General features: G+C 64.9%; 21 protein-coding genes. 8 read left to right on the top strand and 13 right to left on the bottom strand.

The features are described 5' to 3' along the window. Window positions 1-5: 5 nt before the first annotated feature. The 8 genes from coaA to AC1RWL_RS16290 form a co-directional block, all read right to left on the bottom strand. Window positions 6-1,001, bottom strand: a complete 996-nt coding sequence (coaA, locus tag AC1RWL_RS16325; protein WP_256120414.1) for a type I pantothenate kinase — start codon at window positions 999-1,001, stop codon at window positions 6-8. Further along, window positions 1,001-1,321 carry a phosphoribosyl-ATP diphosphatase gene (locus tag AC1RWL_RS16320; RefSeq protein ID WP_493095603.1) on the bottom strand — a complete coding sequence of 107 codons (321 nt, stop codon included), beginning with the start codon at window positions 1,319-1,321 and terminating at the stop codon, window positions 1,001-1,003. The genes coaA and AC1RWL_RS16320 overlap by 1 nt, the downstream gene beginning before the upstream one ends. A gap of 10 nt (window positions 1,322-1,331) precedes the next feature. After that, window positions 1,332-2,108, bottom strand: a complete 777-nt coding sequence (gene hisF, locus AC1RWL_RS16315) for an imidazole glycerol phosphate synthase subunit HisF (protein WP_493095604.1) — start codon at window positions 2,106-2,108, stop codon at window positions 1,332-1,334. Next, the gene (gene hisA / locus AC1RWL_RS16310; RefSeq protein WP_493095605.1) at window positions 2,105-2,839 is read right to left on the bottom strand and encodes a 1-(5-phosphoribosyl)-5-[(5-phosphoribosylamino)methylideneamino]imidazole-4-carboxamide isomerase; all 735 of its coding nucleotides are present in this window, start codon (window positions 2,837-2,839) and stop codon (window positions 2,105-2,107) included. Before hisA ends, hisF begins: the two co-directional genes overlap by 4 nt. Window position 2,840: 1 nt before the next feature. Further along, window positions 2,841-3,482 (bottom strand): imidazole glycerol phosphate synthase subunit HisH, encoded by a 642-nt coding sequence (gene hisH / locus AC1RWL_RS16305; protein WP_493095606.1) that lies wholly within the window; start codon window positions 3,480-3,482, stop codon window positions 2,841-2,843. A 1-nt stretch (window position 3,483) separates the two neighbouring features. Continuing rightward, window positions 3,484-3,954: a DUF2628 domain-containing protein gene (locus tag AC1RWL_RS16300; RefSeq protein ID WP_493095607.1), complete on the bottom strand. Its 471-nt coding sequence runs from the start codon at window positions 3,952-3,954 to the stop codon at window positions 3,484-3,486. Window positions 3,955-3,978: 24 nt separating this feature from the next. Then, complete coding sequence (gene hisB / locus AC1RWL_RS16295; protein ID WP_327505932.1) at window positions 3,979-4,572, bottom strand: imidazoleglycerol-phosphate dehydratase HisB; 594 nt, start codon at window positions 4,570-4,572, stop codon at window positions 3,979-3,981. A 157-nt stretch (window positions 4,573-4,729) separates the two neighbouring features. Then, window positions 4,730-4,858, bottom strand: a complete 129-nt coding sequence (locus AC1RWL_RS16290; RefSeq protein ID WP_439626212.1) for a hypothetical protein — start codon at window positions 4,856-4,858, stop codon at window positions 4,730-4,732. 227 nt (window positions 4,859-5,085) lie between these two features. On the opposite strand from AC1RWL_RS16290, the gene hslV reads away from it, so the two are divergent. The 5 genes from hslV to AC1RWL_RS16265 all read left to right on the top strand — a co-directional run bounded on the left by hslV (window position 5,086) and on the right by AC1RWL_RS16265 (window position 10,077). After that, the gene (gene hslV, locus AC1RWL_RS16285; protein ID WP_256120406.1) at window positions 5,086-5,643 is read left to right on the top strand and encodes an ATP-dependent protease subunit HslV; all 558 of its coding nucleotides are present in this window, start codon (window positions 5,086-5,088) and stop codon (window positions 5,641-5,643) included. Beyond that, window positions 5,633-6,175 carry a GNAT family N-acetyltransferase gene (locus AC1RWL_RS16280; protein WP_493095608.1) on the top strand — a complete coding sequence of 181 codons (543 nt, stop codon included), beginning with the start codon at window positions 5,633-5,635 and terminating at the stop codon, window positions 6,173-6,175. The genes hslV and AC1RWL_RS16280 overlap by 11 nt, the downstream gene beginning before the upstream one ends. After that, a complete protein-coding gene (hslU, locus tag AC1RWL_RS16275) occupies window positions 6,172-7,482 on the top strand; it encodes an ATP-dependent protease ATPase subunit HslU (protein ID WP_493095609.1) in 1,311 nt (436 codons plus the stop codon). The genes AC1RWL_RS16280 and hslU overlap by 4 nt, the downstream gene beginning before the upstream one ends. 193 nt (window positions 7,483-7,675) lie before the next feature. After that, window positions 7,676-8,611 carry a DUF1402 family protein gene (locus AC1RWL_RS16270; RefSeq protein WP_493095632.1) on the top strand — a complete coding sequence of 312 codons (936 nt, stop codon included), beginning with the start codon at window positions 7,676-7,678 and terminating at the stop codon, window positions 8,609-8,611. Window positions 8,612-8,667: 56 nt separating this feature from the next. Beyond that, window positions 8,668-10,077, top strand: a complete 1,410-nt coding sequence (locus AC1RWL_RS16265) for a cytochrome P450 (RefSeq protein ID WP_493095610.1) — start codon at window positions 8,668-8,670, stop codon at window positions 10,075-10,077. Here AC1RWL_RS16265 and AC1RWL_RS16260 read toward each other — a convergent pair. Then, window positions 10,022-10,579, bottom strand: a complete 558-nt coding sequence (locus AC1RWL_RS16260; protein ID WP_493158405.1) for a hypothetical protein — start codon at window positions 10,577-10,579, stop codon at window positions 10,022-10,024. The genes AC1RWL_RS16265 and AC1RWL_RS16260 overlap by 56 nt on opposite strands. 117 nt (window positions 10,580-10,696) lie before the next feature. Between AC1RWL_RS16260 and AC1RWL_RS16255 the strand changes: the two genes are divergently transcribed. Further along, window positions 10,697-12,700 carry a hydantoinase/oxoprolinase N-terminal domain-containing protein gene (locus AC1RWL_RS16255; RefSeq protein WP_493095611.1) on the top strand — a complete coding sequence of 668 codons (2,004 nt, stop codon included), beginning with the start codon at window positions 10,697-10,699 and terminating at the stop codon, window positions 12,698-12,700. 138 nt (window positions 12,701-12,838) lie between these two features. Next, complete coding sequence (locus tag AC1RWL_RS16250) at window positions 12,839-14,998, top strand: malate synthase G (protein WP_493095612.1); 2,160 nt, start codon at window positions 12,839-12,841, stop codon at window positions 14,996-14,998. Window positions 14,999-15,074: 76 nt separating this feature from the next. On the opposite strand, the gene AC1RWL_RS16245 is transcribed toward AC1RWL_RS16250, so the two are convergent. Then, on the bottom strand, window positions 15,075-15,734 hold the full coding sequence (locus AC1RWL_RS16245) for a L,D-transpeptidase (RefSeq protein ID WP_256120399.1): 660 nt from the start codon (window positions 15,732-15,734) through the stop codon (window positions 15,075-15,077). A gap of 386 nt (window positions 15,735-16,120) precedes the next feature. Here AC1RWL_RS16245 and AC1RWL_RS16240 point away from each other — a divergent pair, with 386 nt between their 5' ends. After that, complete coding sequence (locus AC1RWL_RS16240; RefSeq protein WP_493095613.1) at window positions 16,121-16,651, top strand: MmcB family DNA repair protein; 531 nt, start codon at window positions 16,121-16,123, stop codon at window positions 16,649-16,651. A 4-nt stretch (window positions 16,652-16,655) separates the two neighbouring features. On the opposite strand, the gene AC1RWL_RS16235 is transcribed toward AC1RWL_RS16240, so the two are convergent. The 3 genes from AC1RWL_RS16235 to hrpB all read right to left on the bottom strand — a co-directional run bounded on the left by AC1RWL_RS16235 (window position 16,656) and on the right by hrpB (window position 21,102). After that, window positions 16,656-17,228 carry an ActR/PrrA/RegA family redox response regulator transcription factor gene (locus AC1RWL_RS16235; protein ID WP_493095614.1) on the bottom strand — a complete coding sequence of 191 codons (573 nt, stop codon included), beginning with the start codon at window positions 17,226-17,228 and terminating at the stop codon, window positions 16,656-16,658. 76 nt (window positions 17,229-17,304) lie between these two features. Then, window positions 17,305-18,606 (bottom strand): ActS/PrrB/RegB family redox-sensitive histidine kinase, encoded by a 1,302-nt coding sequence (locus AC1RWL_RS16230; RefSeq protein WP_493095615.1) that lies wholly within the window; start codon window positions 18,604-18,606, stop codon window positions 17,305-17,307. Between the two features lie 27 nt (window positions 18,607-18,633). Beyond that, entirely contained in the window at window positions 18,634-21,102 is a 2,469-nt protein-coding gene (hrpB, locus tag AC1RWL_RS16225; protein ID WP_493095616.1) for an ATP-dependent helicase HrpB, read from the bottom strand. Window positions 21,103-21,441 lie beyond the last annotated feature (339 nt).

Below are 21,441 nucleotides of genomic sequence, written 5' to 3'. Positions count from 1 at the left end.
CCGGCTCACAATTTGCGCAATGCCACCGTCTCGATCAGGTGGTTCTCGCCCTTCTGCAAGATCAGGTCGGCGCGCGGGCGCGTCGGCAGGATATTCTGGTGCAGGTTTTTCAGGTTGATATTGTGCCAGAGGCCTTCCGCGATCGCCAGCGCGGCCGTCTCGCTGATCGTCGCGTAGCGGTGGAAGTAGGAATCCGGGTTCTTGAAGGCCGTGTCGCGCAGCCGCATGAAACGGTCTACGTACCAGGTGTGGATCAAGCTCTCTTCCGCATCGATATAGATCGAGAAATCGAAGAAGTCGGAGACCATCGGCACGATCTTGCCGTCGGCCGGCAGGTTGCGCGACTGGAGGACGTTGATGCCCTCGAAGATCAGGATATCCGGCCGGTCGATGGTGCGGAAGGCGTTGGGCAGCACGTCATAGGTCAGGTGCGAATAGGTCGGCGCCTTGACGTTCGGCTTGCCGGCCTTGATCGCCGAGAGGAAGCGCAGAAGCGCGCCGATGTCGTAGCTCTCCGGAAAGCCCTTGCGGTCCATCATGTCTTCGCGCTGGAGCACGGCGTTCGGATAGAGGAAACCGTCGGTCGTCACGAGGTCGACCTTCGGGCTCGACGGCCAGCGGGCGAGCAGTTCCATCAGGATACGCGCCGTGGTCGATTTTCCGACCGCGACGGAGCCCGCAATGCCGATGACATAGGGCGTCTTCGCCTCGTCGGAGAGGCTGAGGAAGCGCTTGCGCTGCTCGAACAGCATCTGCGAGGATTCGACATGGGCCGAGAGCAGGCGCGACAGCGAGAGATAGATGCGCCGCACCTCGTCGAGGTCGATCGGGTCGTTCAGCGAGCGCAGCCGCTGCACCTCGTCGCCCGTGAGCGTCAAAGGCGTGTCGGCCCGGAAATGCGCCCATTCGTCTGCCGAGAAGAAGCGGTAGGGAGAATAGTCGCGGTTGCCGAAATCGTCCGGAATATCCGCCTGGTCCTTGTCGCGCGCTGCCTGGATCATCAACTTTTCCGGCTGGCCTTCTCCACTAGGCCGGACTGGCTTGTGCGCCGTTCCAGCTCCCCCATGACATCTTGTAGCGCCACGCCACCGATTTTCAATACGACCATCAGATGATAGAGCAAATCGGCCGTTTCGCTCGTCAAGGCGGCCTTTTCGCCCTCGATTGCCGCGATAACGGTCTCGACGGCTTCTTCACCGAGCTTTTTTGCCGCTTTTGCCTGTCCGGCCGCAACGAGCTTGGCGGTCCAGGATGCGCTCGGATCGGCCTGCGAGCGGGCCTCCACGATACGCTCCAGATCGGCAAGGGAAAAATCGGTCATCGCTCTCTCCTCAGTCGAGCCGCATGGCAATGCCATGCTCCGCCATGTAGCGCTTGGCCTCGCCGACGGTATAGGTGCCGAAGTGGAAGATGGAGGCGGCCAGCACGGCCGTCGCGTGGCCGTCGCGCACGCCCTCGACGAGATGGTCGAGAATGCCGACGCCGCCCGACGCGATGACCGGCACCGAAACCCGGTCGGCAATGGTGCGGGTCAGCGCGATGTCATAACCGCCCTTCTGGCCGTCGCGGTCCATCGAGGTCAGCAACAATTCGCCGGCCCCGCGCTCCACCATCTTTTCGGCAAAGGCGACGGCATCGATGCCGGTCGGCTTGCGGCCGCCATGGGTAAAGATTTCCCAACGGTCCTCTTCGCCCTCGGCCGAAACCTTCTTCGAATCGATCGACACGACGATGCACTGGTTGCCGAACTTGTCGGCGGCTTCCGCGACGAAATCAGGATTGGCGACGGCGGCCGAATTGATCGAGACCTTGTCGGCGCCCGCGAGCAGCAGCTTGCGGATGTCGGCGACCGCACGCACGCCGCCACCGACGGTGAGGGGCATGAAGCAGTGCTCCGCCGTGCGCGCGACCACGTCGAAAATCGTGTCGCGGTTGTCGGCGGAGGCGGTGATGTCGAGGAAGCAGAGTTCGTCGGCACCGGCCGCATCATAGGCCTTGGCCGATTCGACGGGATCGCCGGCATCGACCAGGTTGACGAAGCTGACGCCCTTGACGACGCGGCCGTCCTTGACGTCGAGGCAGGGGATGACGCGGGCTTTGAGGGTCATGCGGCACCTCCCCGGATTACGGCGAGCGCCTCTGTGGGATCGATCCGACCATCATAGAGCGCCCGGCCGGAAATGGCGCCTTCGAGCTTGCGGGCATCTGGTGCTACGAGGCGTCGGATGTCGTCCATCGAGGCAAGGCCGCCGGAGGCGATGACGGGAATGGAGACGGCATCGGCGAGTTCCAGCGTGGACGCCCAGTTGATGCCGGCGAGAATGCCGTCGCGGTCGATATCCGTGTAGATGATCGCGGCGACGCCGGCGCCCTCGAATTTCTTCGCAAGCTCGATCACGCCGAGTTCGGAGGCTTCCGCCCAGCCCTCGACGGCGACCTTGCCGCCTTTGGCATCGATGCCGACGGCGACCTTACCGGGAAACTGCTTGCAAGCCTCGATGACGAGCGCCGGATCGCGCACCGCGACGGTGCCGAGGATGACGCGGGAGAGCCCACGCGCCAGCCAGCTCTCGATATGATCGAGCGTGCGAATGCCGCCGCCGAGCTGCACCGGGTTCTTCGTTGCCTTGAGGATCGCATCGACGGCGGCGCCGTTGACGCTTTCCCCGGCGAAGGCGCCGTTGAGATCGACGACGTGCAGCCACTCAAAACCCTGGTCCTCGAAAGCTTTCGCCTGGGCGGCCGGGTCGGGATTGTAGACGGTGGCCTGGTCCATGTCGCCGAGCTTGAGGCGCACGCACTGGCCGTCTTTCAGGTCGATGGCGGGAAAGAGGATCATTTTACGGCTTCCAGCGCAGGAAATTGGTGATGAGGGCGAGGCCGAGCGTCTGGCTCTTTTCCGGATGGAACTGCGCGCCGGCCTTGTTGCCGTTGGCGACGAAGGCGGTCATCGGGCCGCCGTAGTCGACGGTCGCGACCACGTCGTCCGGGTTTTCCGCGGCGAGATGGTAGGAATGCACGAAATAGGCGTGCAGCGTTTCCGGTATGCCGTCGAACAGCGGGTGCGCATCTTTGCGGTCCAGCGTGTTCCAGCCGATCTGCGGGATCTTCAGGGCCGGATCGTCCGGTGTCATCAGCACGACGTCGCCCTTGATCCAGCCGAGGCCCTCGGTGGTGGTCTTTTCGAGGCCGCGCGAGGACATGAGCTGCATGCCGACGCAGACACCGAGGAAGGGGCGGGCTTTGGCTTCGACCGTCTCGCGCAGCGCCTCCACCATGCCTGGCACGGCATCGAGGCCACGGCGGCAATCGGCATAGGCGCCCACGCCGGGCAGCACGATGCGGTCGGCGCTGGCGACGCGCTCCGCTTTGTCGGTCAGGTCGATTTCGGCGTCGATGCCGGCCTCGCGGGCCGCGCGTTCGAAGGCCTTGGTGGCCGAGCGCAGGTTGCCCGAGCCGTAGTCGATGATTGCAACGCGCATGTCAGCGTCCTTCCCCGAAACCTGTGAGGCCGAGCATGGGAGCGTGCCGGCGCGCAGAGGTTTCCGATGCCGGCAGGGAAACGGTGTGACGTGTCTCCGGTTCGCCTGCCTTGATGTCCATGTAGTAGATCTCTTCCGCCGTTGCACGGTCGTCGGCCGATATGACGGCATCGACCGTCCAGCCCGCCCGCCTGAGACCGGCGACGATCATCGTGGGGCCTTCAAGCGCCACGAGAAGACTGGTCGCAAGGCAAATCCCGACGCCGGCAAAGCCGAAGACGGGATGCTCAGAGAGGACCGAACCCAGCGACTGTATGGCGAAGACAAGGGCTGCGGCCAGCCAAGCACGATGCCACAGCAGCCAGATGTACGGTAAAAAGAACGCGATCCACGAAAAATGATCACGGATGATCCGGGCGTTTTCGTCCTGGGATTTCGCACCCGGCGGTATCAGAAAGAGGAACGTGGCCATCGACGGCCTCCAGATAAGCCGTGGTTAGGCCAGCGAACCCTTCGTCGAGGGAACGCGGCCCGCCTGGCGGGGATCTATCTCGGTCGCGGTGCGCAACACGCGCGCGACGGCTTTGAAGCACGTCTCCGAGATATGATGGTTGTTGGCGCCGTAAATGTTCTGGATATGCAGCGTGATGCCGGCATGCTGGGCGAGCGCGTTGAAGAATTCGCGCACCAGCTCGGTGTCGAAGGTGCCGATTTTTGGCGCGGAGAAATTGACGTTCCAGACCAGGAAGGGACGGCCGGAAACATCGACGGCTGCGCGCGTCATCGTCTCGTCCATGGCGAGATCCAGCGAAGCGTAGCGGGTGATGCCGCGACGGTCGCCGAGCGCTTTCGCAATGGCCTGGCCGATGGCGATGCCGGTGTCTTCCACCGTGTGGTGGTCGTCGACATGCAGGTCGCCTTCGGTCTTTATCTCCATGTCGATCAGCGAATGGCGCGAGAGCTGGTCCAGCATATGATCGAAGAAGCCGACGCCCGTCGAAATGGTCGATGCGCCGGTGCCGTCGATATTGACGGCGACCGATACGGAGGTCTCGTTCGTCTTGCGCGAAACGCTGGCGGTGCGGCTCATTGCAGTCTCCGGTAATTTTACCGCCGCTCCTTAACAGGGCTCTTCATAAAACGCCAGTCTGCTGAGGCTTTCGGGAGGCAGGCCAAAAGCGCTCTGCCGGTTGCCCGGCAGGCGGTATAGGCCTTGAAAGAACGAAGCCGGCTTTCGCCGGCACCATTCACTTCTTTTTTGTCGAGCTTTCGCTGTTCTTGACCTGCGAACCGAGCGTCGGAGCGGCTTTTTCGACGGCCTTCTCCTTCTTGGGTTTGCGGGTTTCCTTGTTGCCGCGGACCTGACCTTTGGCCATTGCCGTTTTCCTCCAGTTGATGGGAGACCATAACCCACGCATCGTGGAGAGAAATCAAGGCCTTTTTTGAGCCGTACAATCCCTGATCGGCGGCGCGGCGCAAACCGACGCGGCGCCACGTTTGCAATTGCGCAAACGCCGCTTACATAGAGGACAACGAGGCCGCCTCGCTGGCGGCGCCACGCCCGGGATGCCGGGCCTTTGCAGGTCTATCCAAAGGTCTATCGATGAGTGAACACAATCCTTACGCTTCCATGCACGCCACGACGATCATCACCGTCCGGAAGGACGGCAAGGTGGTCATGGCGGGCGATGGCCAGGTGAGCCTTGGCCAGACGGTGATGAAGGGCAATGCGCGCAAGGTGCGCCGCCTTGCCAAGGGCGACGTGATCGCCGGATTTGCCGGCGCCACCGCCGACGCCTTCACGCTGCTCGAGCGGCTCGAGGCCAAGCTCGAACAATATCCCGACCAGCTGATGCGCGCCGCCGTCGAGCTTGCCAAGGACTGGCGGACCGACCGCTACCTGCGCCGCCTGGAAGCCATGATGCTGGTCGCCGACAAGTCCGTCACGCTGGCGCTCACCGGCAACGGCGACGTGCTGGAGCCCGAACACGGCACCATGGCGATCGGCTCCGGCGGCAACTATGCCTATGCCGCCGCCCGTGCGCTGATGGACACGGACAGGTCGGCCGAAGACATTGCGCGCCGCGCCATGCAGATTGCCGGCGACATCTGCGTCTATACCAACCACAATGTCGTGGTGGAGACGCTGGATGCCGCTTGATCCCGCCCGGATCGGCTTTTCTCCCGTGGGAGAGAAGCATTACCCGCTGCTTCTCGCGTGGCTGAACGAGCCGCATGTGCGAGAATGGTGGGGCGATCCCGACGAGGAAATCGGCTTCATCCGCGAGATGGTGGAGGGCAGGGACACGACGCGTCCCTTCGTCATCACCCTCGACGGGGAGCCGGTCGGCTATATTCAAGTCTGGTTTCTCGGCCACCACCAGAACGAGGAATGGACGAAGGACAATCCCTGGCTCCTGGAGCTGCCGCAGGAGGCCGTCGGCGTCGATCTTTCGATCGGACACGCGGACAAGCTTTCGCAGGGCATCGGCTCCGCGGCGCTCACCGCCTTCGTCGCCTATCTGCGCGGCCTCGGCCACGAGACCATCATCATCGACCCCGATCCCGCCAATGCGCGCGCGGTTCGTGCCTATGCCAAGGCCGGTTTCCGGCCGGTTCCGCAACTGGAAGGCCGCACCGGCGCCGAGGCGCTGATCATGCAATTCGACCCGAAAGCGAACGAGATACCATGACCAACTTTTCCCCCCGCGAGATCGTCTCCGAACTCGACCGCTACATCATCGGCCAACACGACGCCAAGCGCGCCGTCGCCATCGCGCTCCGCAACCGCTGGCGCCGCCACCAGCTGGAGCCGGACCTGCGCGACGAGGTGATGCCGAAGAACATCTTGATGATCGGCCCGACCGGCGTCGGCAAGACCGAGATTTCGAGGCGCCTGGCGAAGCTTGCCGGCGCGCCCTTCGTCAAGGTCGAGGCGACCAAGTTCACCGAAGTCGGCTATGTCGGCCGCGATGTCGAGCAGATCGTGCGCGACCTCGTCGAGGTCGGCATCGGCCTGGTGCGCGAGAAGAAGCGCGCCGAGGTGACCGCCAAAGCCCATATGAATGCCGAGGAACGGGTGCTCGATGCCCTCGTCGGCGCCACCGCGTCCCCTGCGACGCGCGATAGTTTCCGCAAGAAGCTGCGCAACAACGAGCTGGACGACAAGGAAATCGAGGTCGACGTCGCAGATAGCACGGGCGGCATGCCCGGCGGTTTCGAAATCCCCGGCATGCCGGGCGCCAATATCGGCGTGCTGAACCTGTCCGAGATGTTCGGCAAGGCGATGGGCGGCCGCACCAAGAAAGTGAAGACGACGGTCAAGGATAGCTACAAGATCCTGGTCGACGACGAATCCGACAAGCTGCTCGACAACGAGCAGATCCAGCGCGAGGCGATCCGCTCCGCCGAAAACGACGGCATCGTCTTCATCGACGAGATCGACAAGATCGCCGCGCGTGACGGCGGCATGGGCGCCGGCGTCTCCCGCGAAGGCGTGCAGCGCGACCTGCTGCCGCTCGTCGAAGGCACGACGGTCGCCACCAAGTATGGGCCGGTGAAGACGGACCATATCCTCTTCATCGCGTCGGGCGCCTTCCACGTCTCGAAGCCCTCGGACCTGCTGCCGGAACTCCAGGGCCGCCTGCCGATCCGCGTCGAGCTCAAGGCGCTGACCAAGGAGGACTTCCGCCGCATCCTGACGGAGACGGAGGCAAGCCTCATCCGCCAGTACAAGGCGCTGATGGAAACGGAAGGCGTCACGCTGGACTTCACCGAGGACGCGCTCGATGCACTGGCCGACGTCGCCGTGAAGCTCAACTCCAGCGTCGAGAATATCGGCGCGCGGCGTCTCCAGACGGTGATGGAGCGGGTGCTCGACGAGATCTCCTTCGAGGCGCCGGACAAGCCGGGCAACAACCTCGTCATCGACGCGGAATATGTGCGCAAGCATGTCGGCGCGCTGGCGGCCAATACGGACCTCTCGCGCTACATTCTGTGACGTTTCGGCACCGGTGGCGGCAGATGCCGTCGCCGGTGCCGGATTTTTGACGGGAAGGGGCCTCGACAGCAACGGTGTCGCGGCCTAGGTCATTGCCACGCCTTGGCATCATTCCGACATCATTGCGTTGCATCGGTCTCGCGCCATTCGCCGATATTGTGATTAGACGGGAACCGGAACCGTGCGACAGCTCATCCCTGTGCTTGCCCTAGCAGCCACCCTTTTTGTCCAGAGCCAGACCGTGGCGCTGGCGATCGACGTGGTGCCGTCCGGCAACCGCAATGCCGAGCAGCCGAACATTCCGGGCGCCTCGGTGCGCCGCACCAAGGCGGGAAAGACCTCCTTCGACGCGAAGTACGAGAAGGTGCGCGATCTTCTCGCCAATGACGGCGAGCTCACCGGCAAGATCAAGTCGGTGGCCGGCAAATATGGCATCGACCCCATTCACATGGTCGGCGCCATCGTCGGCGAGCACACCTACAATGTCGATGCCTATGACCGGCTGCAGAGCTATTATGTGAAGGCGGCGTCCTATACCGGCTCTTTCCGCTTCGCCTATGACGGCGAATCCGTTGCGGACTTTGTCGATCGCCCCGAATTCTCGAAATGCGCGGACAAGAAGGGCTCCTATTCGCTCTGGACCTGCCGCGAAACGGTGTGGAACCGGAGCTTCAAGGGCCGTACGGTCGGCGGCACGTCCTTCCCGAACAACCGCTTCAGCGCGGTGTTCTTCCAGCCCTTCTATGCCGGCCAGACCTTTGGCCTCGGCCAGATCAACCCGCTGACGGCGCTGACCTTGACCGACGACGTCGCGCGCATTTCCGGCTATGAACGGCTCGACGAGGCGGACGCCGCCGGCGTCTACAAGGCCATCATGGATCCGGACATCTCGCTCGCCTATATGGCCGCCTCGATCCGCCGCTCGATCGACGCGTATAAAAAGATCGCCGGCGTCGACATTTCGAAGAATCCGGGCCTGACGGCGACGCTCTACAATATCGGCAACCCGGATGCCCGCGCCGCCACCTTCGCCGCCCGCCGCGCCTCGGGCGAGGCAACCTGGCCGGAAGAGAACTATTACGGCTGGCTGATCAACGACAAGCTGGCGGAGCTGCGCTCGCTGCTCTAACTTTCGCCTACCTGTCGGCCCAGTCTGTGCACGAGCCGAGCCCAAGGAGGCAGATCATGGATATGCGTCCCGAGCCGTTCGAACCGCCGGCGCCCATTCCGCGCACGGTGCCGCCGTCGAAGCTCGAGATCATCCGCACCGTGTTCCGCAATCCGCTGGAACTCTGGGGCGAGCCCTCCTATACGCTGCCCTGGATCATGACGAGTTTCTTCGGCGAGAAGACGCTGATCGTCAACGATCCCGGCCTCATCAAATACCTGCTCGTCGACAATGCCCAGAACTACAAGATGGCCGTGGTACGCCAGCTCGTGCTGCGCCCGATCCTGCGGGATGGCCTGCTGACGGCCGAGGGCGCTGTGTGGCGGCGCTCGCGCAAAGCGGTCGCGCCGATCTTCACGCCGCGCCACGCCAAGGGTTTTGCCAGCCAGATGCTGGCGCAGTCGGAGAAATATGCCGAAAAATACGAGGGCGCGGACGGCAAGGTCTTCGACATCGGCAACGACATGACGGAGCTTGCCTTCGCCATCCTCTCCGAAACCTTGTTTTCCGGCGAGATCGTCACCTCCTCCAACAACTTTGCCGACGACGTGGACGATCTGCTGCACTCCATGGGTCGCGTCGATCCCATGGATCTGTTGCGCGCGCCCGCCTGGGTGCCGCGCATCACGCGGATCGGTGGCGCGAAGGTGCTCGGCAAATTCCGCCGCATCGTGCGCGACACAATGGAGATGCGGCAGAAGCGCATGGAGAGCGGTGCCGACAAGGCGCCGAACGATTTCCTCACCCTGCTCCTGCGCGCGGCGGGGCCGGATGGGCTCAGCATGGAGGAGATCGAGGACAATATCCTCACCTTCATCGGCGCCGGCCATGAGACGACGGCCCGCGCGCTCGCCTGGACGCTCTATTGCGTTTCCAACAGTCCGCATGTCCGCGACGCCATGGAAGCGGAAATCGACCAGGTGCTCGCGACGGGTGCCGATCCGGTGGAATGGCTGGAGCTGATGCCCTGGACGCGTGCCGCCTTCGAGGAGGCGATGCGGCTCTATCCGCCGGCCCCCTCGATCAACCGCGAGGCGATTTCCGACGACGTCTGGACGAGCCCGAAGGGCGAGCGGGTCGAGATCCCCAAGGACGTCACGATCCTCGTCATGCCCTGGACGCTGCACCGTCATTCGCTGCTCTGGCAGAAGCCCCGCGCCTTCATGCCGGAACGCTTCCTGCCGGAGAACCGCGACAGCATCCACCGTTTCCAGTATCTGCCCTTCGGTGCCGGGCCGCGCATCTGCATCGGCGCGACCTTCGCCATGCAGGAGGCGATCATCGCGCTCGGCGTGCTGATGCACCGTTTCCGCTTCGACATGACGGAGGACACGAAACCCTGGCCGGTGCAGCGCCTGACGACGCAGCCTTCTAACGGACTGGCGTTGCGGGTGACGGCTCGTCGGCCCGCTTCTTCCCCTTCTTGATCGTCTTGATCGAGGCGCAGGTCGCGTCCGGGTTCTTGCAGGGCTGGTAGACGACGATCTCGCTGCCGCTGCCGTCGTCCCAGACGGCCTGCACGGCGATCGTCTGCGCCTCGCCGGGCTTCAGGCCGAGATAGAGCCAGTTCTGGCTGTCGTCCGACGGCAGGTTGAAGGGCAGCTCCGGATCGCATTTCGCGAGCGGAAAGCGCTGGTCGAGCGTCTCGGAATTGATCGAATAGCGGATTTCCGAGAGCCGGCAATGCATGGTCTGCAAGGCGGTGAAGTAAATGAGCTGCTGGTCGGCGAAGTTGCGGAACTGCACCCAGCCCGTCTGCTTGTTGGCATCCAGCATCGCCTTGTAGATCGAAACGGCCGGGATCTGCGCCTCGTACTGCTCTTCGTCCTCTTCCTGGGCGAGCGCCGGCAGGCTACCGGCAAGAAGGGCCGCACCGAGAAGAAGCGCCGCGGCAAGCGGCTTTCGGGTGGAGAAATCGATCACTGGCAAGCTCCCCGTTCTTTCACCGCATGTCGCCGGTGGAATGGTGGCAATTGGTTCGGACATGCAATAACACCATTCCAGGCCGCTTTGAAAAGGCCTGGCAGGAAGTCCGGAAGAATTCTCGTGGCAGACCAGTTGTTACTCGGCATCGATACCGGCGGCACCTATACCGATGCCGTGCTCTACAGTGAAACAAGGGGCGTCATCGCCCGCGCCAAGGCGCTCACCACGCGCCACGACCTTTCGGTCGGCATTTCCGGCGCGGTGGAAGCGGTGCTGGCCGAGGCGAAGGCCCCGGTTTCCGCCATCGGCCTCGTCTCGCTGTCCACGACGCTCGCCACCAATGCGCTGGTCGAAGGCCAGGGCGGTCGCGCCGGCCTGGTGATGATCGGCTTCGGCCCGGAAGACCTGAAACGCGACGGGCTTGCCGATGCGCTCGGCAACGATCCGGTGCTGTTTTTGCCCGGCGGCCACAATGTGCATGGCAACGAGACGCCGCTCGACATGACGGCGCTGGACGAGGCCCTGCCGGCCCTCTCGCAGAATGTCTCCTCCTTCGCCGTCGCCGGCTATTTCGCCGTGCGCAACCCGGCGCATGAAGTGCGGGTGCGCGACCGCATCCGCGCCGTGTCGCACCTGCCCGTCACCTGCAGCCACGAACTCTCCTCCAAGCTCGGCGGCCCGCGCCGCGCGCTGACGACCCTGCTCAATGCCCGTCTCGTCTCGATGATCGATCGGCTGATCGGCGCCTGCGAGGATTATCTGGAACGCCGCGGCATTCATGTGCCGATGATGGTGGTGCGTGGCGATGGCGCGCTGATCTCGGCGGCCGAGGCCCGGCTTCGCCCGATCGAAACGATCCTCTCCGGCCCCGCCGCAAGCCTCGTCGGCGCGCGGCACCTGACCGGCCTCGACGACGCCGTCGTCTCCGATATCGGCGGCACGACGACGGATGTCGCCGTGCTCGACAAGGGGCGGCCGAAGCTCGACGCGGAGGGCGCCGTCGTCGGCGGCTACCGCACCATGGTCGAAGCGGTCGCCATGCGGACCTTCGGGCTCGGCGGCGATTCGGAGGTGCGCATCAATGATCGCGGCCTGAAGGCGAAGATCGATCTCGGCCCCCGCCGCTTCCTGCCGCTCAGCCTCGCCTCCGCGCTGCATCCGGATGCCATCATCCCCGTGCTGGAGCGCCAGCTCCGGGCGCCGCATATGGGCCGCCACGATGGGCGTTTTGCCGTGCGCACCGGCGTGCCGGAGCGGCTGGCGAGCGGCCTCCAGCCGCAGGAACAGGCGCTTTACGAAAAGATCGGCGCGGTGCCGCTCCCGCTCGACGGGCTGCTCGTCACCACGCTACAAAAGGCGACGCTCGACCGGCTGGTCGCGCGCGGCCTCGTGCATCTCTGCGGCATCACGCCGTCGGATGCCATGCATGTGCTCGGCGGCCAGGGCCAGTGGGATGCCGCGGCCGCCCGGCTCGGCCTGGAGCTTGCCGCGCGCACCAAGGACGGCACCGGCCGGCCGATCGCCGAAAGCCCGGAGGTTCTGGCGCGCCTGCTGGTCGATCGGCTCACCCGCCAGTCGGCGGATGTCATCCTCTCCGCCTGCCTCGCCGATGACAGGGCGGCGATCGATCCGGCCAATTCCATCTCCATCGACCGCGCGCTGCATCGCGCGCCCGGCATCGTGAAATTCCGCATCGCGCTCGACCGGCCGCTCGTCGGCCTCGGCGCGTCGGCACCGGTCTACTACCCGGATATCGCCGAGATGCTAGGCGCTCAGTCCTCCATTCCGGCCGATGCCGGCGTGGCGAATGCCGTGGGCGCGGTCGTCGGGCAGGTGCGCACGGTCGTCACGGTCTTCGTGACCATGCCGGATGAGGGCATCTTCATCGTCAATGGTGCGGGCGAAAGCGTGCGCCTCATCGACGAGGCCGCCGCCTTTTCGCTCGCCAAGGAACGGGCGATGACGGCGGCGCTGCATGCCGCCCGGGCCAATGGCGCGGACGAGCCGGTGGTGACGCTCGGCGAGGAGATCGATGCGCCGGAGGTGGAGGGCAGCCGCAAGCTCGTCGAGGCGCGTTTTACCGCCACGGCGAGCGGCCGGCCGCGCATCGCGGAAGAGGCGTGAAACGGCCCAAAGGTATGATTTTATCCGATCGGGAATAAATTCTTTATGTCATTGCCGAATTGACTATGAATGAAAGCTCCGGAAAGTGACAGCATTCGGGATACTCCCCCATCGTCCCGTCATTCGGAGCCTTTTCAGATGACTTATACCGACAAAGCCGGTCTTTCGATCGACAGCGCCCTTCACGACTTCATCGTCACGGAGGCCCTTCCCGGCACGGGCGTGGACGCAGAACGCTTCTTTGCCGATTTCTCCGCCATCGTGCACGATCTTGCGCCGGAAAACCGCGCGCTGCTGGCGAAACGCGACGCGCTGCAGGAGAAGATCGACGCCTGGTATCGGGCGAACGGCGCGCCGTCGGACATGGCGGTCTATGAGGCGTTCCTGCGCGAGATCGGCTACCTGCTGCCCGAGGGCGGCGAATTCCAGGTGACGACGGAAAATGTCGATCCGGAAATCGCCAGCCTCGCCGGCCCGCAGCTCGTCGTGCCCGTCATGAATGCGCGCTACGCGCTGAACGCCGCCAATGCACGCTGGGGCTCGCTCTATGATGCGCTCTACGGCACGGATGTGATCCCGGAAACCGATGGCGCGGAAAAGGGCAAGGGCTACAATCCGAAGCGCGGCGAAAAAGTCATCGCCTGGGCCAAGGCCTTCCTCGACGAAGCGGCACCGCTGGCCGACGCCCGCTGGTCCGATATCACCGGCATCGAAGCGGGTGCGGAACTGCGCCTCACAGCGGGCGATCGCGCGGTGTCGCTGAAGCGGCCGGAGCAATATGCCGGCCATGCGGAACACGAGGACTGGCGCCATGTGCTTCTCAGGAACAACGGCCTCGGCATCGAGATCCTCGTCAACCGCGACTGGGAGATCGGCAAGACCGATCCGGCCGGTATAGCCGGCGTCAACATCGAAGCCGCGCTGACGACGATCATGGATTGCGAGGATTCGGTCGCCGCCGTCGATGCCGAGGACAAGGTCCTCGTCTATCGCAACTGGCTCGGCCTGATGAAGGGCGACCTGAAGGAAAACGTCCGAAAGGGCGGCGAGACGATCGAGCGCAAGCTCTACACTGACTTTACCTATACCGCGCCGGACGGCTCGCCCTTCGAGGTCAAGTGCCGCTCGCTGATGCTGGTGCGCAATGTCGGCCACCTGATGACCAATCCGGCGATCCGCGACCGCGAGGGCAACGAGGTGCCGGAAGGCATCATGGACGCGATGGTGACGGCGCTGATCGCGCTGCACGACATCGGCCCGAACGGCCGCCGCAAGAATTCGCGCGAAGGCTCGATGTATGTCGTCAAGCCGAAGATGCACGGGCCGGAAGAGGTCGCCTTTGCATCGAAGCTGTTCGGGCGCGTCGAGGCCGCCGTCGGCATGGCGCCGAACACCATGAAGATGGGCATCATGGACGAGGAGCGCCGCACGACGATCAACCTCAAGGAGGCGATCCGCGCCGCCAAGGAACGCGTCGTCTTCATCAATACCGGCTTCCTCGACCGCACCGGCGACGAGATCCACACCTCGATGGAAGCAGGCCCGATGATCCGCAAGGGCGACATGAAGCAGGCCGCCTGGATCGCTGCCTACGAGAACTGGAACGTCGATATCGGCCTGGAATGCGGCCTCTCCGGCCATGCGCAGATCGGCAAGGGCATGTGGGCCATGCCGGACCTGATGGCCGCCATGCTGGAGCAGAAGATCGCCCACCCGAAGGCCGGCGCCAATACCGCCTGGGTGCCGTCGCCGACGGCGGCGACGCTGCATGCCACGCACTATCACAAGGTCAACGTCGCCGACGTGCAGGCGGCGCTCCGGTCGCGCCCGCGGGCAAAACTCTCGGATATCCTGTCGGTGCCGGTCGCCGTGCGGCCGAACTGGACGCCGGAGGAAATCCAGCGCGAGCTCGACAACAATGCGCAGGGCATCCTCGGTTACGTCGTGCGCTGGGTCGACCAGGGCGTCGGCTGCTCCAAGGTGCCTGACATCAACAATGTCGGCCTGATGGAAGACCGCGCCACGCTGCGCATCTCCGCCCAGCACATGGCGAACTGGCTGCACCACGGCGTGGTGACGGAGGCTCAGATCGTCGAGACGATGCAGCGCATGGCCGCGGTCGTCGACGGGCAGAATGAAGGCGACCCGCTCTACCAGCCGATGGCCGGCAATTTCGACGGCTCGATCGCCTTCCAGGCGGCGCTGGAACTCGTGCTCAAGGGCCGCGAGCAGCCGAACGGCTATACCGAGCCGGTCCTGCACCGCCGCCGCCTCGAACTGAAGGCTGCAAACGCCTGAGAAAATGAGCCTGATAAAATAAAAAGAAGCCGCCGGATCGCTCCGGCGGCTTCTTCCTTAAGCGGATTTTTTCCGCTTACTGCTGGACGACGACGCGGGCGCCCTGGCCGGGCCGCACGCGCTTGTAGAGGTCGATGATGTCCTGGTTCATCAGGCGAATGCAGCCGGACGATGCGGCCGTGCCGATGGAGGCCCATTCCGGCGTGCCGTGCAGGCGGAACAGCGTGTCCTGGCCCTTCTCGTTGAAGAGATAGAGCGCGCGCGCACCGAGCGGGTTCTTGAGACCCGGTCCCATGCCGTCCTTGACGTAGCGTGCGACGTCGGGCTTGCGGTCTGCCATTTCCTGCGGCGGATGCCAGGTCGGCCATTCCTGCTTCCAGGCAATGTAGGCCTCGCCCTTCCAGGCAAAGCCCGACTTGCCGACGCCGATGCCGTAGCGCACGGCCTTGCCGCCGGGCAGCACGTAATAGAGGAAGCGGTTCGGCGTGTTGACGATGATCGTGCCGGGCTTTTCCTTCGTCGCGTAATCGACGATCTGCCGGTGGAACTTGGTGTTCACGCGAGCGATCGGGATCGCCGGCAGAGCATAGCCGTTGTCCTCAACAGGGCCATAATCCGCGGTAAAGATAGCATTGGTTGCCACCTTTTCGCCCGGAAGGGACGTGGAGGAGGAGCATCCGGCGAGCGTGACGGCTGCTGCGAGGCCGCACAGAAGGAGGGCATTGCGGAAGCGCATGTGATTCTCTTGAATAGGGATTAAGAAGTTCCGAGACGCGGAACTTTTATCGACTATGGTTTATTTTCGATTAAACCAGTCAATGCAAGTCTGTGCGCTCCGGTGCGGGCTCCAGGCAAAGCAAAAAGACGGGTGATTGTTTTTTTGCAACAATAATGCCCGCCTATCGACCGCTTTCGCCGCATCCGTGCCATGCCAAGCACGCCTGCGCGGCCCGTTCAATGGTCTTCTCGTCCGCTGGCTCGAAGCCGCACAGGAACTGCCGGGCGCAGTTAACGGAGTCTTCCCGGAGCTGCGAATCAGGAGGCCGCCTTAACTTTTTCTCCGGCCGCAGAACCCGTCGGCCCGATTTCGCGATAAAATGCGATTCGCCGAGGTTGGACCCTATGACGATCGTCTCCATTCACAACGACAATCCGCTGCTCGACGGCCGCCAGTCGGACCGCGCCATGATGGTGCGCCGCGGCGTGCAGCGCATGCTGACGGAGATGCGCCATGCGGTGCTGCCCGAGCTGACGCTTGCCAGCGGCCGGCGCGCCGATCTGATCAGCCTGTCCGACAAGGGCGAGATCTGGATCGTCGAGATCAAGACGTCGATCGAGGATTTCAAGGTGGACCGCAAATGGCCGGATTACCGCCGCCATTGCGACCGGCTGTTCTTCGCCACGCACAAGGACGTGCCGCTCGACATCTTCCCGGAGGATTGCGGCCTGATCCTGTCGGACGGCTACGGCGCGCACATGCTGCGCGAGGCCCCGGAACACCGCCTGCCGCCGCCGACGCGAAAGTCCGTGACCTTCGCCTTCGCCCGCGTCGCCGCCTGCCGCCTTCTGCTGGCGGAGTTTTCCATGGATGCCCGGCGCGACGGTCCGGACATGTCCGCGATCGTCTCGGGACGGCGCGACGAGCCCGCTTGAGGGGTTACTTCGGCGCGCGCTTTGCCAGGATGCGCTGGAGCGTGCGGCGGTGCATGTTGAGGCGGCGCGCCGTCTCCGAAACGTTGCGGTCGCACATTTCATAGACGCGCTGGATATGCTCCCAACGCACGCGATCCGCCGACATCGGGTTTTCCGGCAGTTCCACCCGCTCGCCGGGGCGCTGCGTCAGCGCGGCGAAGATGTCGTCGGCATCCGCAGGCTTGGCGAGATAATCGACCGCGCCGAGCTTCACCGCGTTCACGGCGGTCGCGATATTGCCATAGCCGGTCAGCATGATGATGCGCGTGTCGTCGCGGCGCTGGCGGATGGCGGCGATTACGTCGAGGCCGCTGCCGTCGCCGAGCCTCAGATCGACCACCGCATATTTCGGCGGGTTCGTCTTGGCCTTGGCGATGCCTTCAGCCACCGATTCCGCGGTGTCGACCGTGAAGCCGCGTGCCTCCAAGGCGCGCGCGAGCCGGCGCAGGAACGGGCCGTCATCATCGACGACGAGAAGCGAAGGGTCCGGCCCGATATCGTCGGCTGCCGTGATGGGTGTATCGCTGTTTTCTGCCATTTTCGTCTTCCGGGGCCGATTTTCGTCCATTCTTGATCAGGATCAGCTTATCGCCCGTAAGAGCAGGCGGGTAAAGTCATTTTGCACCCTTGGCCTCCATGCGCGCCCGCGGCCAATCGACCGATACCCGCGCGCCAGGCCGGTCGCCGGTGCGGTTGCCGAAGGTCAATTTGGCGCCGGACCGTTCGAGCAGCGTCTTGGCGATGAACAGGCCGAGGCCCAGCCCGCCCGCCCGCTCGTCGCGCTGGCGCTTCGTGACATAGGGATCGCCGATGCGCTGGAGAATATCCGCCGCATAACCGTCGCCGTCGTCCTCGATGACAATCGTCACCCGCTCCGGCGTGTGGCTGACGGTGACGGTCACCTCCTCGCGCGCATGATCGACGGCGTTTTCGAGAAGGTTGCCGAGGCCGTAGAGGATGCCGGGGTTGCGGTTGCCGACCGGCTCGCTCGCCCGCTCGCCGTTTTCCACCAGGTTGAGCCGGATGCCGAATTCGCGGTGCGGCGCCAGCACCTCTTCCAGAAGCGAGGAGAGCGGCAGCACTCGCATATGCGCCTCGTCCTCGGCCGACAGCGTGGTGAGCCGGCGAAGAATGTCGCGGCAACGTTCGCTCTGGCTGCGCAACAGCTGCACGTCCTCGCGAAACCGGTCGTCCGTGCCGAGCTCGCGCTCCATCTCGCGTGCCACGACGCTGATCGTGGCGAGCGGCGTGCCCAGCTCATGCGCCGCCGCTGCCGCCAAGCCATCGAGCTGCGAGAGGTGCTTTTCGCGCTGGAGGATGAGTTCGGTTGCCGCCAGCGCATCCGAAAGCTCGGCCGCTTCGCGTGATACGCGATAGGAATAGAAGGCGGCAAAGGCCGTCGTCGAGACGATGGCGAACCACAGGCCGGCCGTCAGGATCGGCGGAACGATGAGCACCGTGCCCGGAAACCACGGCAGCGGAAACGGCGTGAAGGCCATGGCCGTGATGCCGAACACCGAGAGCAGGCCGAGCGGCAGGCTGAAACGGATCGGCTGCAGCGACGACGAGATGATGACGGGCACGCAGACGAGCGGCGCAAAGGGATTGGCAAGCCCGCCGGTGATGAAGAGCAACGCCGTCAGCTGGCAGAGATCGAAGGCGAGCAGCAGGAAGGCGGAAAGCGGCGTCAGCCGGTGCGCCGGCGGAAAGCGCACCGCCAGGAAAAAGTTCACCGCCGCCAGCAGCGCGATCAGCACGGAGGCCGGCAACAGCGGCAGCGGAAATTCGAGCCACAGCCCGACGACGATGACGGTGATCGACTGCCCGGCCACAGCAAGCCAGCGCAGCCGGATGATCGTCTCGAGGCGCAGGCGCCGGCCGGAGCCCTCGAAGTCGATATCCTGATAGAATGCCATCCCGCCGTCCTTTCCGCTCTCTTCCTATCACGTACCGCGCGGCTTGACGCGCGTCGTCGGCATGGCCTCGGCTGGGTCCTCCGGCCAGGGATGCCTCGGATAGCGTCCGCGCATGTCCGCACGCACGTCCCGCCACGATCCCGCCCAGAAACCGGGAAGGTCGCGCGTCGTCTGGATCAGCCGGTGCGCCGGCGATTGCAATTCGAGAAGCAATGGCAGCCGCCCGCCCGCGACGGAAGGATGCTGCTTCAGCCCGAACAGCTCCTGCACCCGGATCGCCAGGACAGGCTCGTCGCCATCGTAGCGGATCGGGTGGCGCTGGCCGGTCGGCGCCTCGAAATGGGTGGGCGCAAGCCGCGCGAGATCGCGCTGCACCTCATAGGGCACCAGCGCCATCAGCCCCTCCTGAAGCAGTGCCGAGGAAATATCGTCGATACCGCGCGCCGTTTCCTGAAAAGGCACGAACCAGGTTTCGAGCGCGGCGAGCAGCGCGTCGTCGCTGGTATCCGGCCACGGCTCGCCGATGGAGCGATGCAGGAAGCCGATCCGGTCGCGCAGTTGCGCCGCCTCGCGGGAAAACGGCAGGACCTGAAGGCCCAGCTGGCGAACACCATCGGCAAGCGCCAGCGCCGCCTTCGGCCCGCTCGGCCGGGGAAGGGGCGTCTCCTCAAGGATCATGGCGCCCAAGCGAACCACTCTTCGCGCCCGCACCTGCCGGCTGGCGCGGTCGAAGACACACTGGTCCTCGCGCACGATCTTTTCCGCAAGCCCCGCTTCCACCTCGGCGCGGTCGATTTCCGCTGCGGCGAGAATGCGCTGGCGCCCGGCCTGCCCGGTGAGGTCGGCCACCACGATCATCTCCGCGCCGGCAAGCCGCTCGGTCTCCGCCAGTTCCGCGCCGCGCCCGTTCGCCATGACAAACCGCCCCCGGCCGCCCCGTTGCAGGGCGACCCGGTCGGGAAAGGCATGCAGCAGCAAGGCGCCCGGCATGCTCGCGGCACTCCCTTTGGCCTTGCCGAAACCGTCCGCCATGCGCTGCGCCAGCCGCCGCGCGGCCTCCGCCCGTTCGCCCCGCTCGTTGGAAAAGCGCCGCAAGCGCTCCTCGATGTCCACGGCCGGGCCGCCAAGCCCCTGTTCGGTGAGCAGCACGGCAAGCCGCGCGGCCGCAGTCTGTTCGCCATCCTGCGCCGCATGCAGGATCATCGCCGCCAGCCGCGGCGGCAGCGCCAGTTCGCGAATGCGCTTGCCGGCCGGCGTAAGCGCGCCGGCGCCATCGAGCGCGCCGAGCAGGCGCAGCAGGTTGCGCGCCTCCTCCACTGCCGCCGCGGGCGGCTGGTCGACGAGGCGAAGCGCGGCGGGATCGCTCACCCCCCAATGGGCAAGATCGAGCATGAAGCCGGAAAGGTCGCTCGACAGGATCTGCGGCGGCGTGAAGACCGGCAGCGCCGCCGTCTGCCCGGCATGCCACAGCCGGATCGCGATGCCCGGCTCCGTTCGCCCGGCGCGCCCGGCGCGCTGGTCGGCGGAGGCGCGCGACACGCGCACCGTCTCCAGCCGCGTGATGCCGGTCGCCGCCTCGAAGACCGGCAGGCGCTGCAAGCCGCTGTCGATGACGATACGCACGCCGTCGATGGTGATCGAGGTTTCGGCAATAGACGTCGCCAGCACGATCTTTCGCATGCCGGCAGAGGTGGGCTGGATCGCGGCGTCCTGTTCCTTCTGGCTGAGGTTGCCGAAAAGCGGCACCACCGTCGTCTCCGCCCCGAACCGGCCGTCGAGCCGTTCCGCGGTGCGGGTGATCTCGGCCTGTCCCGGCAGGAAGGCGAGGATCGAGCCGCTCTCCTGGCGATGCGCCTCTATAATGGCGCGCGCCATGCTATCCTCTATGCGCTCGCCGGCCGGCCGGTCCTGGTAGCGGACGTCCACGGGAAAGGCGCGCCCTTCGCTGACGATCACCGGTGGATGGTCGAGCAGCGTCGAGACGCGCTCCACATCCAGCGTCGCCGACATGACGAGGATGCGCAGGTCTTCGCGCAGCGCCGCCTGCACGTCGAGCGCCAGCGCCAGGCCGAAATCCGCATCGAGCGAGCGCTCGTGGAATTCATCGAAAAGCACGGCCGCGATACCCGGCAATTCCGGATCATCAAGGATCATGCGGGCGAAAACGCCTTCGGTCACCACCTCTATACGCGTCTTCGCGGAAACGCGGTTGTCGAGCCGCATGCGGTAGCCGACCGTGTCGCCGACCCGTTCGCCGAGAAGGGCGGCCATGCGGCCCGCCGCCGCGCGCGCCGCCAGCCGGCGCGGTTCGAGCAGGATGATCCGCCCGTCGCCCCGCCAGGCCTCGCCGAGAAGGAAGAGCGGCACCAGCGTCGTCTTGCCGGCGCCGGGCGGCGCGGAAAGCACCGCGCGCGTCCCCGCGGCAAGGGCTGTACCGAGTGCAGGCAGCACCTCGGTAACGGGCAGGCGCGGCAGCGTATCGATGACCGACGCCATTCCTAGAGAAACCCGTCGTTGAAAGTGGCGCCTATATAGAGGGCGGACATGCGTCTCTCCGGTCTCGTTTCCCTGCCTGAATAGCCCGCCGGCGGTGCCGAGAGAAGAGGCGCATAAAGACCGCGCGGGGAGCCGGGACGTCCGTCATGGTTTTGTCATGCGGTTTTACCGTTTGGACAAGATTTTTGCCGGTGTTTCGATGCCCCCAAGGCGGGCAGGCGTTAACCAAAACAAGAAAGCTATATCATTTCAACACGTTGTCACTTTTTTGATTTTTCTTGTTTTGAGCTGTTGACGATCTCATGTGGGTGGGCTTATAACCCGCTCATCGAACGAGAG

The organism is Shinella sp. GW821-FHT10F02 (assembly GCF_058809275.1).
Note: the sequence above shows the minus strand (reverse complement) of the source record. Positions and strands in the feature narration are given on the sequence as shown.

Coding starts and splice junctions, on each gene's coding strand:
- coaA (WP_256120414.1), bottom strand. CDS start 1,001: ATGATCCAGGCAGCGCGCGACAAGGACCAGGCGGATATTCCGGACGAT.
- AC1RWL_RS16320 (WP_493095603.1), bottom strand. CDS start 1,321: ATGACCGATTTTTCCCTTGCCGATCTGGAGCGTATCGTGGAGGCCCGC.
- hisF (WP_493095604.1), bottom strand. CDS start 2,108: ATGACCCTCAAAGCCCGCGTCATCCCCTGCCTCGACGTCAAGGACGGC.
- hisA (WP_493095605.1), bottom strand. CDS start 2,839: ATGATCCTCTTTCCCGCCATCGACCTGAAAGACGGCCAGTGCGTGCGC.
- hisH (WP_493095606.1), bottom strand. CDS start 3,482: ATGCGCGTTGCAATCATCGACTACGGCTCGGGCAACCTGCGCTCGGCC.
- AC1RWL_RS16300 (WP_493095607.1), bottom strand. CDS start 3,954: ATGGCCACGTTCCTCTTTCTGATACCGCCGGGTGCGAAATCCCAGGAC.
- hisB (WP_327505932.1), bottom strand. CDS start 4,572: ATGAGCCGCACCGCCAGCGTTTCGCGCAAGACGAACGAGACCTCCGTA.
- AC1RWL_RS16290 (WP_439626212.1), bottom strand. CDS start 4,858: ATGGCCAAAGGTCAGGTCCGCGGCAACAAGGAAACCCGCAAACCCAAG.
- hslV (WP_256120406.1), top strand. CDS start 5,086: ATGAGTGAACACAATCCTTACGCTTCCATGCACGCCACGACGATCATC.
- AC1RWL_RS16280 (WP_493095608.1), top strand. CDS start 5,633: ATGCCGCTTGATCCCGCCCGGATCGGCTTTTCTCCCGTGGGAGAGAAG.
- hslU (WP_493095609.1), top strand. CDS start 6,172: ATGACCAACTTTTCCCCCCGCGAGATCGTCTCCGAACTCGACCGCTAC.
- AC1RWL_RS16265 (WP_493095610.1), top strand. CDS start 8,668: ATGGATATGCGTCCCGAGCCGTTCGAACCGCCGGCGCCCATTCCGCGC.
- AC1RWL_RS16250 (WP_493095612.1), top strand. CDS start 12,839: ATGACTTATACCGACAAAGCCGGTCTTTCGATCGACAGCGCCCTTCAC.
- AC1RWL_RS16245 (WP_256120399.1), bottom strand. CDS start 15,734: ATGCGCTTCCGCAATGCCCTCCTTCTGTGCGGCCTCGCAGCAGCCGTC.
- AC1RWL_RS16240 (WP_493095613.1), top strand. CDS start 16,121: ATGACGATCGTCTCCATTCACAACGACAATCCGCTGCTCGACGGCCGC.
- AC1RWL_RS16235 (WP_493095614.1), bottom strand. CDS start 17,228: ATGGCAGAAAACAGCGATACACCCATCACGGCAGCCGACGATATCGGG.
- AC1RWL_RS16230 (WP_493095615.1), bottom strand. CDS start 18,606: ATGGCATTCTATCAGGATATCGACTTCGAGGGCTCCGGCCGGCGCCTG.
- hrpB (WP_493095616.1), bottom strand. CDS start 21,102: ATGGCGTCGGTCATCGATACGCTGCCGCGCCTGCCCGTTACCGAGGTG.